The organism is Prevotella sp. E13-17 (genome assembly GCF_022024035.1).
Lineage (GTDB): Bacteria > Bacteroidota > Bacteroidia > Bacteroidales > Bacteroidaceae > Prevotella.
The window spans coordinates 2,382,293-2,398,878 of sequence record NZ_CP091787.1; the positions used below are offsets into that span (position 1 = coordinate 2,382,293).

Annotated in this window: 13 protein-coding genes; 7 read left to right on the forward strand and 6 right to left on the reverse strand. The window is 48.3% G+C overall.

Annotation, left to right across the window (positions count from 1 at the left end; translation table 11 throughout):
- The first annotated feature begins 23 nt into the window (after positions 1-23).
- Together L6472_RS09700 and L6472_RS09705 are read left to right on the forward strand one after the other, a co-directional pair.
- Positions 24-1,499, forward strand: a complete 1,476-nt coding sequence (locus tag L6472_RS09700) for a class I SAM-dependent RNA methyltransferase (protein WP_237804578.1) — start codon at positions 24-26, stop codon at positions 1,497-1,499.
- Positions 1,489-3,603 (forward strand): S9 family peptidase, encoded by a 2,115-nt coding sequence (locus L6472_RS09705; protein WP_237808013.1) that lies wholly within the window; start codon positions 1,489-1,491, stop codon positions 3,601-3,603. The genes L6472_RS09700 and L6472_RS09705 overlap by 11 nt, the downstream gene beginning before the upstream one ends.
- Before the next feature lie 21 nt (positions 3,604-3,624).
- On the opposite strand, the gene L6472_RS09710 is transcribed toward L6472_RS09705, so the two are convergent.
- Positions 3,625-5,142 (reverse strand): sodium:solute symporter, encoded by a 1,518-nt coding sequence (locus L6472_RS09710; protein ID WP_237804580.1) that lies wholly within the window; start codon positions 5,140-5,142, stop codon positions 3,625-3,627.
- Between the two features lie 52 nt (positions 5,143-5,194).
- Positions 5,195-6,292, reverse strand: a complete 1,098-nt coding sequence (locus L6472_RS09715; protein WP_237804582.1) for a porin — start codon at positions 6,290-6,292, stop codon at positions 5,195-5,197.
- A 254-nt stretch (positions 6,293-6,546) separates the two neighbouring features.
- Here L6472_RS09715 and purD point away from each other — a divergent pair, with 254 nt between their 5' ends.
- The 5 genes from purD to L6472_RS09740 all read left to right on the forward strand — a co-directional run bounded on the left by purD (position 6,547) and on the right by L6472_RS09740 (position 13,504).
- Complete coding sequence (gene purD, locus L6472_RS09720; protein WP_237804584.1) at positions 6,547-7,815, forward strand: phosphoribosylamine--glycine ligase; 1,269 nt, start codon at positions 6,547-6,549, stop codon at positions 7,813-7,815.
- A 9-nt stretch (positions 7,816-7,824) separates the two neighbouring features.
- On the forward strand, positions 7,825-8,796 hold the full coding sequence (locus L6472_RS09725; protein WP_237804586.1) for a hypothetical protein: 972 nt from the start codon (positions 7,825-7,827) through the stop codon (positions 8,794-8,796).
- Positions 8,784-9,242 (forward strand): YqaA family protein, encoded by a 459-nt coding sequence (locus L6472_RS09730; RefSeq protein ID WP_237804588.1) that lies wholly within the window; start codon positions 8,784-8,786, stop codon positions 9,240-9,242. The genes L6472_RS09725 and L6472_RS09730 overlap by 13 nt, the downstream gene beginning before the upstream one ends.
- A 277-nt stretch (positions 9,243-9,519) precedes the next feature.
- Entirely contained in the window at positions 9,520-12,873 is a 3,354-nt protein-coding gene (locus L6472_RS09735; RefSeq protein ID WP_237804590.1) for a DUF2723 domain-containing protein, read from the forward strand.
- 19 nt (positions 12,874-12,892) lie between these two features.
- Positions 12,893-13,504, forward strand: coding sequence for a polysaccharide deacetylase family protein (locus tag L6472_RS09740; RefSeq protein WP_237804592.1), 612 nt, complete (start codon positions 12,893-12,895; stop codon positions 13,502-13,504).
- Positions 13,505-13,570: 66 nt separating this feature from the next.
- Here the strand turns inward: L6472_RS09740 and mnmA are convergent, their stop codons facing one another.
- From mnmA to L6472_RS09760, 4 genes are all read right to left on the reverse strand, one after another.
- Complete coding sequence (mnmA, locus tag L6472_RS09745; protein ID WP_237804595.1) at positions 13,571-14,656, reverse strand: tRNA 2-thiouridine(34) synthase MnmA; 1,086 nt, start codon at positions 14,654-14,656, stop codon at positions 13,571-13,573.
- 328 nt (positions 14,657-14,984) lie between these two features.
- On the reverse strand, positions 14,985-15,260 hold the full coding sequence (locus tag L6472_RS09750) for a Txe/YoeB family addiction module toxin (protein ID WP_237804597.1): 276 nt from the start codon (positions 15,258-15,260) through the stop codon (positions 14,985-14,987).
- Complete coding sequence (locus tag L6472_RS09755) at positions 15,257-15,511, reverse strand: hypothetical protein (protein WP_237804599.1); 255 nt, start codon at positions 15,509-15,511, stop codon at positions 15,257-15,259. The genes L6472_RS09750 and L6472_RS09755 overlap by 4 nt, the downstream gene beginning before the upstream one ends.
- Positions 15,512-16,363: 852 nt before the next feature.
- Positions 16,364-16,561, reverse strand: a complete 198-nt coding sequence (locus tag L6472_RS09760; protein ID WP_237804601.1) for a hypothetical protein — start codon at positions 16,559-16,561, stop codon at positions 16,364-16,366.
- Positions 16,562-16,586 lie beyond the last annotated feature (25 nt).

Sequence of the window (16,586 nt, forward strand, 5' to 3'; positions counted from 1 at the left end):
CAGATTGAAACTTTTTTAATTCAATGAACCAAGAATTTGAACTAATCGCCAAAACGTTCATGGGACTGGAACCTGTGCTGGCGAAAGAACTGACCCTGCTGGGGGCAAATAATGTACAGATAGGTAGACGCATGGTGTCGTTTACAGGTGACAAAGAAATGATGTATCGCGCGAATTTCTCGCTGCATACCGCTATCAAAATTTTGAAGCCAATACGTCATTTCAAAGCACAAAGCGCCGATGACGTTTACGAAGCCATTAAGAAAATCGATTGGAGTGAATATCTTGACAACGACCATACCTTTGCGGTCGATGCCGTTGTGTTCTCAGAAGAATTCCGCCACTCTAAGTTTGTAAGCTACAAAGTAAAAGATGCCATCGTCGATCAGTTTCGCGAGAAGACGGGCTCACGTCCAAACATCTCTGTAGCCAACCCCGACATCAGACTACATATCCATATTGCAGAATCTGACTGCACGCTGTGTTTAGACTCAAGCGGCGAGTCATTGCATCGTCGTGGCTATCGTCAAGAAAGCGTCGAGGCTCCCCTTAACGAAGTGTTGGCAGCTGGTATGATCCTGATGACTGGCTGGCAGGGCGACACAGATTTCATTGACCCCATGTGTGGCAGTGGCACCTTGCTGGTTGAAGCAGCACTCATCGCTCGCAACATGGCGCCCGGACTGTTCCGCAAGGAATATGCTTTCGAGAAATGGCCCGACTTCGATGCCGACCTCTTCGACCGGATCTATAATGACGATTCACAGGAACGCGAGTTCAAGCACCATATCTATGGTTACGATATTGACATGAAGGCTGTAAACACTGCACGCCTGAATGCAAAGGCTGCCGGTCTTACGTCCGACATCACCGTAGAGCAGCGTGACTTTAAGGATTTTGTTCAGCCTAAGGAAAAGAGCATCATGGTTTGCAACCCACCCTATGGCGAACGTATCTCTACGCCCGACCTGCTGGGCACTTACCGCATGATTGGCGAACGTCTGAAACATCAGTTCCTCAACAACGAAGCCTGGATTCTGTCATATCGCGAGGAGTGCTTCGAGCAGATTGGACTGAAGCCATCTATCAAAATACCTGTATTCAACGGCTCTTTGGAATGCGAGTTCCGCAAATATCAGATATTTGACGGCAAACTGAAAGAATTCCGCAAGGAAGGTGGTGTTGTAAAGTCAGAGGAAGAGAAGCGTCAGATGAGCGAGAAGCATCGTTTCAAGAAGAATCGCGAATTCAAACAACGTCTCGATGAGCAGGGAGAAAACGAAGAAAACGATATTCGTTCATTCACATTCCACCGCCATGAAATCAAGTCCAACAAGGATTTCAAAGACAGCAGAAGCCGCAAAGGTGGCAGAGATTTTAAAGGCGACAGAGACAGCAAAGGCAGCAAGGAGAATCGCAATCGCGGCGGACACGAGCGTTTCGACCGCAGCAAAGGTGGTAAGAAAACATTTAAGCGTAATCGCTATGATGAAGATTAAACCATTTATTACTGCTTTATTGCTCATCTTTACATGTATGCCCCTCATGGCTCAACAGAAACTTTTCACGCTGGAAGACCTTAACTTTGGCGGTAAGAACTACCACAACCTGCGACCAAAGAACATGTTCCTCACCTGGTGGGGCAATCAGCTGATGTACCAAGACGCAGAGGAAGGCGGAACTGTTGACAACAAGGGCAACAAGAAAGTGTTATTCAACCTCAAAGAGGTGGGTGCCGATTTCCACTCGGCCATGAATGCCAAGTATCCTTATGCAGACCAGCCGCTTGTATTGCTAAGCAACGGCAAACGTCGTATCTTGTATAACTTCAAGACCAAAGCAGTGGTATGGCAACAGGACATGAACCAGAACGAGGCTAACCAGCATTGGAACAAAACATCTAAGGCCGTAGCCTTCACCCGAAACCACCAGCTGTATGTCAGAGACGCCGATGGCATCGAGACACAACTTACGACTGATGGCTCACGAGATATTGTCTATGGCGAGGCTGTACATCGCAACGAGTTTGGCATTAACGAAGGTATATTCTGGAGTCCCGACGGCAAGAAGTTCGCTTTTTACCGCATGGACCAATCTATGGTCACCGACTACCCCCAGGTCAACATCGACCCACGCATTGCAGAAGTAGAGCCCGACAAATACCCCATGGCAGGTATGACCTCTCACGAGGTTAAGGTTGGCATCTATGATTTGAACCTTCAAAAGGTGACCTATCTGAAAACCAACGAGACTTACCTCACCAACATTGCCTGGAGTCCCGACTCCAAGGAAGTGTTTATGTTTGAGTTGAATCGCGATCAGAACGACTGCAAGCTGAAATGCTATGACGCATCAACAGGCAAGTATCTCTATATGCTGAACCACGAGACAAGCTCAAAGTATGTAGAACCGATGCACCCCATCCAGTTTCTGCCTTGGGACAAGAACCTCTTCATCATGCAGAGCCAGAAAGATGGTTTCAATCATTTATACCTTTGTTCTATTAAAGGCGAAATAATCAAACAGCTCACCCAGGGCTCATGGGTTGTACTCGACGTCCTTGGATTCAATGAGAAAAGCCAGTCGGTCATCATCGCTTCTAATGAAAAGCATCCATTGCAGCGCAACATCTACAGTGTTAGCGTGAAAACTGGTAAGCGCACACTACTCGACAATGGCGAGGGCGTGCATCATGGCAACCTGTCAACAACGGGGCAGAAGCTCGTTGACAAATACTCTACGCCATCAATTCCAAATGCTATCAACATCATCGAAGGATCCAAGAAGTCATATCAGTTGCTGTTGGCTGACGACCCCTGGAGCGAATATGTGACGCCACAGTTTGAATGTGGATCCATCAAGGCTGCTGACGGTGTCACAGACTTATACTATCGAATGGTAAAACCTGCCGACTTTGATGCTTCTAAAAAATATCCCACCATCGTTTATGTTTATGGCGGACCTCATGCACACAACGTAGAGGCCTCATGGCACTGGTATAGTCGCTCTTGGGAGACTTACATGGCACAAAAGGGCTATATCGTATTCATCCTTGACAATAGAGGCTCCGAGAATCGCGGCCTGGCCTTCGAGCAGGCCACCTTCCGACAACTGGGACAGATAGAGATGCTGGATCAAATGAAAGGTGTTGACTACCTGAAGTCCCTACCCTATGTTGACACGAACCGCCTTGGCGTACACGGTTGGAGTTTTGGCGGATTTATGACCATTTCTCTGATGACCAACTACCCCGACGTATTCAAAGTAGGTGTCGCTGGTGGCCCTGTCATCGACTGGAAATGGTATGAGGTCATGTATGGCGAGCGCTATATGGACACGCCAGAAAGCAATCCCGAGGGGTATGCCAAGACAAGCCTCATCAACAAAGCAAGCCAATTGAAAGGCAAGCTACAGATTATCATAGGCTACAACGACCCAACCTGCGTACCACAGCACACACTATCGTTTCTGAAAGCTTGTGCAGAGGCTGGCACACAACCCGACTTCTTCGCTTATCCAGGCGAAGAACATAACATGAGAGGACATGCCAGTGTTCATCTACACGAGCGTATCACTCAGTATTTTGAAGATTATTTGAAATAACCTATAACGTATATTCGACTGCTACTTCTTATAGCAGTCGAATATACTTTCTACCAATGGCTTTGACATCTTTGGTGTTATCATACTGACCAACCAAACCACCGGGAAGCCTCCAACCATCGCAATAGCGCCACAGTTGATGGGATTAATGGGATTACCAAGCAGCATGTTTACCACCGTAAGACCTACCCCCCATACGAAACATGCCCACACAGAAACAGTAGTCACGCCACGCCAGTACAATCCCAACATAAATGGTGCCAGAAAAGCACCTGCCAGAGCACCCCATGAGATGCCCATCAGTTGTGCGATGAATGTTGGGGGATTCAACGCTATCAACAGAGAGATAGCGATAAAAAACACAATCAATACTCTCATCACCACCACCTTGCGATGTTCTGTTCTTTCGGCAACAACATCATCAATGCTGCCATCCTCCACCTCGCCTGGCAGCGATTTCTTATCGCGGTATATCAGGTCAAGCGTCATCGTACTTGACGAAGTAAGAACCAATGAGGCCAGCGTTGACATGGAAGCTGAGAGGACCAGCAGAACCACAAGTGCAATTAGTGCTGGCGACAATTGAACCAACATAGCGGGAACAATAGAGTCAAAAGCTATTTTTCCATTGTCGGCAACCACCGGATCATAAAGTCGGCCAAAGCCTCCTAAGAAATAGCATCCACCTGCCACGATGAAAGCAAAGACTGTACTGATGACGGTTCCCCTTCGAATGGCGCTCTCGTCTGAAATGCTATAAAACTTTCCCACCATCTGAGGCAACCCCATAGTACCAAGACTTGTCAGGATCACCACACCCAACAGTCCCCATGGATCTGGACCGAACCATGTTGCAAACATCCCCTGTTGTCCATCATCACCTGGAAGCGCAGCCAACTTGGATACGGCCTCCACAAGACCACCCTGTGCTGCGAGGACGGCTGCAATAACTGCAATGATACCAAAGATCATGATAATGCCTTGAATAAAATCGTTCATCGCTGTAGCTTTATAGCCACCAAGTATCACATAGACAGCTGTGAGGATTGCCATGATAACTACACAATATTCATAAGGAATGCCAAAGCCCATCTCAAACAACGTAGAGATACCTTTATAGACACCCGCCGTATATGGAATCAAAAAGACAAAGGCAATGACAGAAGCCGTCACACGCAACCCTTGACTATCGAAACGAGTGCCAAAGAAATCTGGCATTGTTCTGCTTTCTATATGTTGTGTCATCAACTTTGTCCTACGGCCTAACAACAACCATGCGAGCAACGAACCTATCAAGGCATTACCCACTCCGATCCACGCAGATGAAAGACCATATTTCCAACCAAACTGACCAGCATAACCCACAAAGACCACTGCCGAGAAATAAGAGGTTCCGAAGGCGAAGGCTGTAAGCCATGGTCCCACGGAGCGACCACCCAACACAAATCCATCAACACTTTTGGCTTGCTTACGTGAGTAAAGTCCCACGCCAACCATCACAACTAAAAAAACTACCGTTAAAAGAATTTTTATTATCATTTCAATCTTCTATTTCAATTTATATCTTCTCGTTATATACATCCCTAACTTCTCAAAACGCCACTTGCACCTGAGCCTGCAGCCAGTTATAATCCTTTAAGGAAATATTGTCGCCACAAAGACAACGAGTATATTGCAACTGTACGCGACACTTCTTATAATACCAATACTGCAGCCCCACGGTGAGATTGGTCTGATCCCAGCCATCAACCTTTGTATTTCTGTCAAAGGTCTCTCCACTAGCCACCAAGTCAAGTGCTCCTCTCAGGGGAATACACGTCGTGACATAACCACCACGCGAGCCAACATCCCCGTCTTTACCGCCCAGCCATTCTGCACGGATGCTGGCAGGACGTGCTTCCTTATACTGACCAGGAGAGTAAGGCAGGGTCTTGTATTCCACACCAACGCTATAACGGTCACGCTTGTAGTTATCACCTACGGCCACATCGGGATTCCAGGCTGCGGTACCTACGGCATGACCCGTGCCCAGATAACCAGAACCAGCAATGCGCAGTCCGTCAACCGGACGGACCTCGAGCTTGGCGATAACGTCCTTCTGATTATTTCCATCTTTGCGGTTGATACCCTGGCCACTCATCAGTGCCAGCTCGTAGTGCAACTTGTTCTGCAACAGGTCACCATAGACCATCAATCCCTGGTCACGTCCGTAGTTCACGCCGTTGAGGGGGTCTGGACCTTCACCAGCCAGATAGAGAACGGCTTGCGAATAGACGTCAATCAGTTCCAACTGTGTCGGCGACAACGGATTCTCCATCGAATACGAATGTTTAAACTGTCCGAACCTGACGGTCATGGCCTTGCTGTTCGTGACACGGTAGTCGGTATAGAACTCCTGAACCACACTGTTGAAGTCGTGCATAAACAGAAACGACCATCGATCCGTTATTCGCGCTTTTGCCCAAAGCAACGTGCGCTTTAGATTGTAGGAGTTCATGTTGTGCTGCTTACCAGAACCCGCCTTATCCCGCGAATTCTGATACGACCAACCCGCCTGTGCATAACCATTAAAGGTTATGCGTGATGCCAGATCTTTCGTCCAATCCCCGCTATTTCCTGACTGTGCAATTGCTGTAGTATTCATCATAATGGCTACTGCAGTCAACAGTAATGTCTGTTTTGTACTCATAAAAAAAATCTAATTATGGTCTTTGCGTTAATAAATCGCAGCAAAAGTAAACAAAATTATTGTGACAGCCAAGAAAAAAAGCCACAATATTATATTCGAGGTGGTTATTTTATACACCGACTTCTCAGCAGATGAACCTGCTGACACAGAACGTTAATTTATGTAGTGAAAAGAAATTATTCTCTTGCGATGACCTATTATTTCGATTAAAAAGCTTAACTTTGCACTCGATTGTTCAATCAACCACACAGAGTATGAAGATTTTATTGTTAGGAAGTGGCGGCCGCGAGCACGCCTTGGCTTGGAAGATTGCTCAAAGTGAGCGTGTTGAGAAACTTTTTATTGCACCTGGCAATGCCGGGACAGTTCAAGTTGGCACCAATGTGAACATCAAGGCTGATGACTTTGAGGCCATCAAAACTTTTGTTGTCGAGAATCAGGTGAACATGGTCGTTGTCGGACCAGAGGATCCCTTGGTAAAAGGAATCTATGACAACCTGAAGAATGACGCCAGAACCAAGAACATCCCCGTGATTGGTCCATCAAAAGCCGGTGCAGTATTGGAAGGTTCCAAAGATTTCGCCAAGGCATTCATGATGCGCCACCATATCCCCACAGCAAAATATGCCACGTTCGATGGTGAGCACCTGCAGGAAGGTCTGAAGTTCCTTGAAACATTAGAAGCACCTTATGTATTGAAGGCCGATGGCCTTTGTGCTGGCAAGGGTGTACTTATCCTCCCCACCTTGGAAGAGGCTCAGAAAGAATTAAAGGAAATGCTTGGCGGTATGTTTGGCAACGCATCAAGCCGTGTGGTGATTGAGGAATTCCTCAGCGGCATCGAATGCTCTGTATTCGTACTCACCGACGGTGATCACTATAAGATTCTGCCCGAGGCCAAGGACTATAAGCGCATTGGCGAGGGTGACACCGGTCTGAACACCGGTGGTATGGGTAGCGTGTCTCCCGTTCCTTTTGCCACCAAAGAGTGGATGCAAAAAGTAGAAGACCGCATCATCCGTCCTACGGTAGAGGGATTGCGAGCAGAAGACATCGACTATAAAGGCTTTATATTCTTTGGACTTATCAATGTCAAAGGCGAGCCAATGGTCATTGAGTACAACTGTCGTATGGGCGACCCCGAGACCGAGAGTGTCATGCTTCGACTAAAGAGCGACATCGTTGACTTGTTTGAAGGTGTGGCTGAAGGCAATCTGGATCAGCGGCCGATTGAATTTGACGAACGTGCCGCTGTTTGTGTCATGTTGGTTTCAGGTGGTTATCCCGAGGCCTACCAGAAAGGCTACCCCATCACTGGCATTGAGAATGTAGAAGGCAGCATCGTCTTCCATGCAGGAACAGCACAGAAAGACGGACAGGTAGTCACCAACGGTGGTCGTGTCATTGCCGTTTCTTCCTATGGTGTCAACAAGGAAGAAGCACTCAAGAAGTCATTCACCGAAGCTCAGAAGATTAAGTTCACCGACCAATATTTCCGTCGTGACATCGGTGCCGACCTATAATTGAATGATATGGAGAAACGCCTACACAACCATATCAGCGAGAGCATATTAACCCTTTACAGCAGTGCAATCTATTGTTTCATCACATGGATTGCTGCCGGTTTGTTCACGCACAACTTATGGTTACAGATGGCATTGATGGCTGCCACATGCTACCTGATGGTGGAGATGAGCAAGCATCTTATTTTCCTACGATTGCGCAGCTGGATGGTCACATCGGCATTTATGATGTTGTCATCCTGTTGCGCATTCAATTACGATTCGACAAGTGCGGGCATCATTGGCATCAGTGCCGTGGCAACCCTCTTCCTGCTATTGTCCACCTACCAGAATCCTCAGGATGTAGGGCATAGCTACTATGCCTATGTGGTCTTAGGCATAACAAGTTTGTTTTTTATTAAGGCGCTCTATTTCATCCCCCTGATGTGGCTATTAACACTCCTGATGCTACAATCGTTGAGCTTTCACACTTGGCTGGCATCTATATTAGGCACCATCACCCCCTATTGGCTTATCGGTCCTTGGTACATCTACAAACAGGATTACGATATTCTTTCTACTCATTTCGAGCCTTTATTCAACTGGCACACACCGACAGCGGATGATGTCTTGACACCCATCCGCATCGTCATCTTCGTCATCATTGGCATACTGTTCATACTTGGCGCCATCAATTTCTGGAGTAAGAGTTACGAAGAGCGCATCCGCACACGTCAGTATTATGGTTTCCTGCAATGGATGGTATTGGCACTCAGCATCTTCGTTCTGTTGCAACCACAGTATTACGACACGCTCATCCGTGTGATCATCATCTGCGCCTGTCCTTTTGCAGCCCACTTCTTCACGCTGAACAGTTCAAAAATCACCAACTACCTATTTTTCATCACCTTAGCCATCATCATGATCTTGTCTGTCATCAGTACCAACGAGTCACTGACAGACATCGCCAACCATACACTTCTGGAGATATGGAATGGATAATCGATCTGCTCACCAGCTATGGCTATATGGGCATGCTGATAGCGGCATTCTTGGCAGGCAGTGTGTTTCCGTTTTCCAGTGAGGCTGTCATGCTGGGACTGACGGCAACACCGGGCATTGACTCCTGGCTACTGGTTGTCTATGGAACCATCGGCAATGTGCTGGGCTCATACTTTAACTATGGCATAGGGCGCATGGGCAAACTGGAATGGATTGAGAAGTATTTGAAGATCAAGAAAGAGAAAATGGATCAAGCCGAGCGCTTGATGGCAGGTCGCGGTGCATGGATGGGATTCTTTGCATTTCTGCCCATATTGGGCAGCGCCATCACCGTCACGCTGGGATTCCTGCGCTCCAACATTGTCATTTCGTTTATTAGCATTGCCATCGGAAAGTTTCTTCGCTATTGGCTATTGGTCTATGGTGCAGAACGTCTATTCTGTTAATAATTGTGCAACAGCTGCAAATTCTTATCTTTTCGCAATGCACTTTTCGCTAAAATTACTACCTTTGCATCAAACTTTTCGAATAGACGAAAGCAGACATGAATAATAACAATACTGACCCCACCCCCTGCCCCACCCCTACAAGGGAGGGGAGAACCGCAGAGGAAGCCGCCTCTCTCCCCTCCCTTGTAGGGGTGGGGCAGGGGGTGGGGTCAGTAACCTTAGTTATATAGAAGCTATAATTTGTATTTTAACGTTAAAAAATTACTCATTAACAATGAAACAATTTCGTCTCGTGGACAATATTGTCGGTTGGCTAACCTTCTTGATTGCTGCCGTTGTGTATTGTTCAACCATCGAGCCGACAGCCTCTTTTTGGGACTGTCCTGAGTTTATTACGACAGGCTACAAATTAGAAATCGGTCACCCACCCGGTGCACCATTTTTCATGTTGACAGCCAATCTTTTCTCGCAGCTTACCAGCGACCCCACCCACGTGGCATATATGGTAAACATGATGAGTGCACTGCTGTCGGCCACTTGTATATTGTTCCTTTTCTGGAGCATCACACACCTGGCTCGCCGTCTGGTCATCAACCAATGGAGCGAGCTGACACCGGCCAAGACCATTGCCATCGAAGCATCTGGTCTGGTAGGTGCACTTATCTACACCTTCAGTGACACGTTCTGGTTTTCGGCTGTCGAGGGCGAGGTCTATGCCTACTCGTCTGCCTTCACTGCTGTCGTGTTCTGGCTGATCCTAAAATGGGAAGACCACGCCGACGAACCACATGCCGATCGCTGGTTGGTGCTGATTATGTATATGGTGGGGCTCAGCATCGGTGTCCACCTGCTGAACCTGCTATGTCTGCCCGCTATTGTGCTGGTTTACTACTATAAGCGTTTCCCCAATGCCAACGCACTCGGGTCTTTTGTAGCCCTTGGCATATCTGTCATCATTCTGGCGGCCGTGCTCTATGGCGTAGTGCCTGGCATTATCACCGTAGGCGGATGGTTTGAGCTCTTCTTTGTCAACACGTTAGGTTGTCCGTTCAACACTGGTGAGTATATCTACCTGCTGCTTTTGGTAGGCATTGTCATTTGGGCTATCTACGAGACACAGAATGCCAAGGATACCCGCGGCAGCTGGATTCGTCAGAACTGTGCATTCCTGCTTTCTGTTGGCATGCTGGGCATTCCTTTCTATGGCTATGGCTGGTCAGCTGCCATCATTGGCATCATCGCACTCGTTGCCCTGTGGTTTGTACTTATCTACAGACCGAAGGCCAACGGTCAGAAGCCTCAGCCACTTGTTTCAGCACGTTTAAAGAACACGATGCTGCTGAGCATGCTCATGCTGATGATTGGCTATTCTACCTATGCCGTCATCGTGATTCGTTCATCGGCCAACCCACCAATGGACCAGAACTCACCCGAGGACATCTTCACCTTGGGCAACTACCTGAGCCGCGATCAGTATGGCTATCGCCCTCTGCTCTACGGTCAGGCCTACAACTCTGAATATGCCGTTGGCGAAGACGGACGCGTCAAGATGGATGAGGGTGCCCCCATGTATCAGCGCAAGGAGAAAGCCAATGCCGACGAGCCCGACCGCTATTTTGTGGTCAGCACAAAGGACAAGCCCGTCTATGCCCAGAACATGTTCTTCCCCCGCATGTACTCTAACAATCCTCGCCATATCGAGGCCTATGAGAGCTGGTTAGGAGGCGTAGAGGGCCGACAGATGCCATCCAACTATCGTTCTGGAGAGACGGTGAAGATTCCCACCATGCTCGAGAACCTGCGTTTCTTTATCTCATACCAGTGTAACTGGATGTACTGGCGCTACTTCATGTGGAACTTCGCAGGTCGCCAGAACGACATCCAGGGTCATGGTGGCGTGGAGAAAGGCAACTGGTTGAGCGGCATTCCGTTTATAGACAACGCCCGCCTGGGCGATCAGTCTAAACTGCCCGACGATCTGAAAAACAACAAAGGACATAACGTCTTCTACTGCCTGCCGCTCATTCTGGGTCTGATCGGTCTTTTCTGGCAGATTATGGCATGCGGACAGAAGGGCGTAAAACAATTCTGGGTGGTATTCTTCTTGTTCTTCATGACAGGTCTTGCCATCGTCATCTATTTGAACCAGACACCCGAACAGCCACGCGAACGTGACTATGCCTATGCAGGTTCGTTCTATGCCTACGCCATCTGGTGCGGTCTTGGCGTCATTGCCATCTACGACCTACTGCTCAAGAAGTTGAAGAAGGTCAATCCTGTCGCCGTAGCAGCCGGGGTAGCAGCCGTCACCGTACTCATCCCCATCCAGATGGCCTCACAGACTTGGGACGACCACGACCGCTCTGGCCGCTATACATGTCGCGACTTCGGACAGAACTATCTCATGTCGATGCAGGCTGAGGGCAACCCCATCATCTTTACGAATGGCGACAACGACACCTTCCCACTCTGGTACAATCAGGATGTTGAGGGCGTTCGCACCGATGCACGCGTATGCAACCTCTCTTATCTGCAGACCGATTGGTATATTGACCAGATGATTCGTCCTGCCTTCGACTCACCAGCACTGCCCATCACATGGAGCCGTCTGGAGTATTGTTCCGGCACTAACGAGTACATACACATCGAACCTAATTTCAAGCAGGAGGTCCTGAACTACTACAAACAGGATCCCGAGGCTGCCCGCCGCAACTTTGGCGACGAGCCTTTCGAACTGAAAAACGTGCTGAAATACTGGGTACGCTCAAAGAACCCCGAACTGCAGGTCATCCCAACAGATACGCTTTATATGACCATCGACAAGGAAGCGGTGAAACGTAGTGGCATGCTGATGCAAGGCGACTCCATCCCCGACCGCATGGTCATCTCGCTGAAGGGTCTCAGCTCGCTTGACAAGAGCAAACTGATGATGCTGGAACTGCTGGCCAACTGCAACTGGGAGCGCCCGCTCTACGTTGCCTACACCGTTGGTCAGGAGAACTACATGAACCTGGGCGACAACTTTGTGCAGGAGGGTCTGGCCAACCGCATCACTCCATTTACGACCAACGTAAATGGTCGTCCGCTGGAAGGCATGACCGACTTTGACACCGACAAGACCTTCGACAATGTGATGAACCGCTTCAAGTATGGCAATGTCAATGCCGAGAACATCTACCTCGACGAGACCGTCATGCGTATGTGCTACACCCACCGTCGTCTGTTGGCTAAGCTGGCAATGGAGTTGGCCTACAAGGGCGAAAGCGACAAGGCAGCCAAGGTGTTGGCCAAGTCCGAAGAGGAACTGCCTGCCCGCAATATTCCCCATGAGTATCAGGGTGGCTCACTCGATATGGCTCTGGCCTATTCACTGATTGGCAACAAGGCCAAGGCGAAAGATCTTCTGTCGCAGGTGTGGAACCGCAGCAAGCAATATGTGGAGTTCTACCTCTCGCTGGATAATAATCTGTTCATGATGTCGTCTGGTGATTGCCGCATACAGTTCTACATCATCCAGAGCCTTATCTCTATTGCCGAAGATGTTGACCATGCACTCGCAGCTAACTATACAGCGGAGTGGCAGCAAATGATGAATACATTTGTAAGCAAAGGCGGCAAGCTACGCTAAGCCGCATCCGGATTGATTAATGATTATCGAACAACCCGCCATCTACCTGAGATGGCTATATCCTAAAGCACTTTGGCGCATGGACCGTCACGAACGTTCAGTCTATCTGACGTTCGACGACGGTCCCATCCCAGAGTCCACTCCTTTCATCCTAAAAGTATTGCGCGAAGAAGGTATCAAGGCGACCTTCTTTATGGTGGGCGACAACGTCAGAAAACACCCTGAGCTGTTTCAGCAGATTCTGGACGAAGGCCATCAGGTGGGCAATCACACCCATAATCATATCAGTGGTTTTCGCCATTCGCTCCACGACTACAGCTATAACGTTGAGAAGGCCAATGCCTATATCCATAGTCATTTCATGCGCCCACCTCACGGGTGGATGCGCCTGGACCAATATGCTTGGCTCAGCAGGAAATATAAGGTGGTGATGTGGGACCTCGTGACGCGCGATTATTCAAAATGGATGACGGCAGAGGATATTCTCAACAACGTGAAACGCTATGCACGCAACGGGTCTATCATCACGTTTCACGACTCTCTGAAGTCTATCGAAAAACTGAAAACAGCCTTGCCCGCCAGCATCCAATGGCTGAAAGAGCAAGGCTATGAGTTTAAGATATTCAAATAACCCCTCCCCGACCCTCCCGAGGGAGGAAGAAAAGGATGGAGTATAAAAGTCTCCCCTCGGGGAGATTTAGAGGGGGTTTACTGTTATCTCTGCCGACCCGTAACAACGGTGATGTGCTTCGTCATACACCACGCAGAACTGTCCTGGTGCCACGCCGTGAATCGGGTCTTTTGAGTGTACGACAAAACTTCCCTCACTCGTTTTTTCCAACGATGCCTCATGAAATTCGGGGGTATGACGAATCTTAAAGGTGATTCGTTCGCCCGGCATCTCGCCATTGATGCTGTGGAATCCATGTATCGGAAAGTCTTTCTTATAGGCTGTCTCAGGGTCGTAGCCATGCGACACATACAGCAGGTTCTTTGCCACGTCTTTTTTCACGATGAACCAAGGACCACCGCCAAAGCCTAACCCTTTACGCTGACCGATGGTGTAGAACCAATGTCCGTTGTGCTTACCTATCAACTTACCGGTCTCCAGTTCCAGCACGTCACCCTGTTGTTCGCCCACGTACCTTTTTATATAGTCCGTATAGTTGATCTTTCCCAAGAAGCAGATGCCCTGTGAGTCGCGACGCTTGGCATTCACCAAGTGTTCACGCTCGGCAATCAGGCGCACCTCGTCTTTCACATAGTGCCCAATGGGGAAGATGGCTTTCTCCAGTTGCCAGTCGTATATCTGTGCCAGGAAGTCGGTCTGGTCCTTCACGGGGTCAGGACTGGTGGTCAGCCATTTCTTGCCACCGATGGTTTCCGTTTGAGCATAGTGCCCAGTGGCAATGAGGTCGTAGTCATGACCGCGCTTCTCGTGGAAGGCTCCAAACTTGATCAGTCGGTTACACATCACGTCGGGGTTGGGCGTCAGTCCGGCCTTCACCTTTTCCATGGTGTAAGCCGTCACCTGATTCCAATATTCCTGATGACAGTCCACCACTTCCAACTTGCATCCGTACTTACGTGCCACGGCGGTAGCCATCTCCAAATCTTCCTCGCTGGAGCAGTCCCACTCCTCCTGTTCCTCAGGTCCTATTTTGATATAGAAGCAGTCAGGCTGCAGTCCAAGTCGTGCAAACTCGTACACCACCACACTGCTATCCACGCCACCCGACAAGAGCACAGCGATGCGTTTATCCTTTAATTCATCTATATTCATGCTGCAAAGTTACGAATAAGTGAGTAAAGAACAAAATAAAAAACGCTTTTTCAGTTTGTTAGCTCCAGAAAGACAGCCCAAAACAACAGCTTAAAGCGGCGGTATATTGCGCAAAAAGCTGAGCTTTTGAAACATCATTTCTAAACTATAAAGACCATCCTAAACTCGACGATCCGCAGGGACGGGTACCTATTCTATTCTGTACCGAAAAGAGGTCGTGTCTGTTACTATTGACACGACCTCTTTGCTATTCCGTATATAAATCTTGCAAAGGAATTTGTGGGGTTAGATTGTTTGTTAGAGGTAAAGAGGGGGGGGGCGGTAAAAATTACTTGTCGTTGTAATGTTCCTCGGCTTGAACTACAAGCACCGTGACGCGGTCGTCGTAGATGTCGTATATGATGCGGTCGTGGGCTGTGATGTGGCGTGAATAGGTCACATCGTTTCCTCCGACAAGTGCTTCGGGGTGGCCCAAACCCGTGCGGGGATGCTGCATGATGTCCATCAGAATCTTCGTCGCCTTCTTGAAGAGCTGAGGGTTGGACTTCTTCCACTTGCGCAACGTCCGGTCAGCCTCCTTGGAGAACTCAATCGTGTAGGTCATAGGCTGTCGAAATATCGCTGCATCTCCTCCGGGGTGCTGCATTTGATAGTCTCACCCTTGGCATATTCACGGCGAGCCTTGTTGATGGAGCGGCGCATGGCGGGGGTGATGGTGTGGTCATCACTGATGGTGGCGGTACGCACTGAGGCTATGCCGCGTATCATTTTCAGTGCCCGCTTGATGTCGGCCACGAGCGCATTGTCTTCCAGCGTGATAATCATCTGGGGCGAATTGGGGATGGTTGTTGCCATAATCTATATTATTTCTTTGAATTGTCTGTTGTTGTCTGTCGGTTAACAGTCTGTGGGCTGACAAGTCTGCGGTTCTTGGACTAGCCAAGCGGCAAAGCCGAGCGAAGCGAGGGCCATGATGCTTGCATTGATGGCCGAGCGTGAGCAGACTCGCACGCTTTTGCGTACAAAGATACAAAAATATAATAAATTTCGTACTATTTATAGGTTAAAAATGAAGAAAAGCGGCAAATTGTCCGTGTTTTCGTGTTAATTTCTATGGGAATAGTCCCTAAACCTTGAACCGCAGAGACGTGATCCGCAGGGACAGTACTGTTCTATTCTGGACCGAAAAGAGGTCGTGTCTGTTACTATTGACACGACCTCTTTTATATTCCACATTTAAAACTTGCTAAGGAGGTTTCTTTACAACTAGCAACCTATTACTGGGTCATCTGCAGAAAGAGCACTGATGCTTGATCGCAAGTATGCAGATGCTATTGGTTGTATTCTTAGCAGCAATCTTTCTATTTGGTACTCACTACTGTCCCGTTAAAGTGGACTAATCGGTCTTTGAAATAATTGAATTACAGTCTTTTACGAGCAATTTTGAGAGTCAACGGTTTTGAATTTGTACCTTTGCTGCCAAATTTAACAGGCTACAATGAACCAAGGTCAATACGTTTTCTAAACTCTACAAATACCCTTTCTAGACTCTACAATTACCTTTTCTAAACTCTAGAAACAAACCAAAAGCAGAACTATTGCGTGACAATAGTGGCACTTTAGCCTGTGAAAAGTGCCACTATTCCATGAGCAAATCGGCACTATTCGCAGGGAAAAGTGCCGCTTTTCTATGAGAGAAGTACCGCTTTAGTATTCTTTCTCTTCATCCATATCATCCCACACGTTGTGGCGACGGGTGTCGGCACCGCCTGGGGGCTCGGGGTCTCCCTCACCCTTATCTACATCGGTGTCACCACTAACACGTGTAAGCGATCCGCAGATCATTTGCTGTATCATGATTCTCTGCACTTGAATGGCAGGAACGATATATGTTTTCTTTTTCATATTCTTATACTCGTTTTTCTCGTTC

Coding starts and splice junctions, on each gene's coding strand:
- L6472_RS09700 (WP_237804578.1), top strand. CDS start 24: ATGAACCAAGAATTTGAACTAATCGCCAAAACGTTCATGGGACTGGAA.
- L6472_RS09705 (WP_237808013.1), top strand. CDS start 1,489: ATGAAGATTAAACCATTTATTACTGCTTTATTGCTCATCTTTACATGT.
- L6472_RS09710 (WP_237804580.1), bottom strand. CDS start 5,142: ATGATAATAAAAATTCTTTTAACGGTAGTTTTTTTAGTTGTGATGGTT.
- L6472_RS09715 (WP_237804582.1), bottom strand. CDS start 6,292: ATGAGTACAAAACAGACATTACTGTTGACTGCAGTAGCCATTATGATG.
- purD (WP_237804584.1), top strand. CDS start 6,547: ATGAAGATTTTATTGTTAGGAAGTGGCGGCCGCGAGCACGCCTTGGCT.
- L6472_RS09725 (WP_237804586.1), top strand. CDS start 7,825: ATGGAGAAACGCCTACACAACCATATCAGCGAGAGCATATTAACCCTT.
- L6472_RS09730 (WP_237804588.1), top strand. CDS start 8,784: ATGGAATGGATAATCGATCTGCTCACCAGCTATGGCTATATGGGCATG.
- L6472_RS09735 (WP_237804590.1), top strand. CDS start 9,520: ATGAAACAATTTCGTCTCGTGGACAATATTGTCGGTTGGCTAACCTTC.
- L6472_RS09740 (WP_237804592.1), top strand. CDS start 12,893: ATGATTATCGAACAACCCGCCATCTACCTGAGATGGCTATATCCTAAA.
- mnmA (WP_237804595.1), bottom strand. CDS start 14,656: ATGAATATAGATGAATTAAAGGATAAACGCATCGCTGTGCTCTTGTCG.
- L6472_RS09750 (WP_237804597.1), bottom strand. CDS start 15,260: ATGACCTACACGATTGAGTTCTCCAAGGAGGCTGACCGGACGTTGCGC.
- L6472_RS09755 (WP_237804599.1), bottom strand. CDS start 15,511: ATGGCAACAACCATCCCCAATTCGCCCCAGATGATTATCACGCTGGAA.
- L6472_RS09760 (WP_237804601.1), bottom strand. CDS start 16,561: ATGAAAAAGAAAACATATATCGTTCCTGCCATTCAAGTGCAGAGAATC.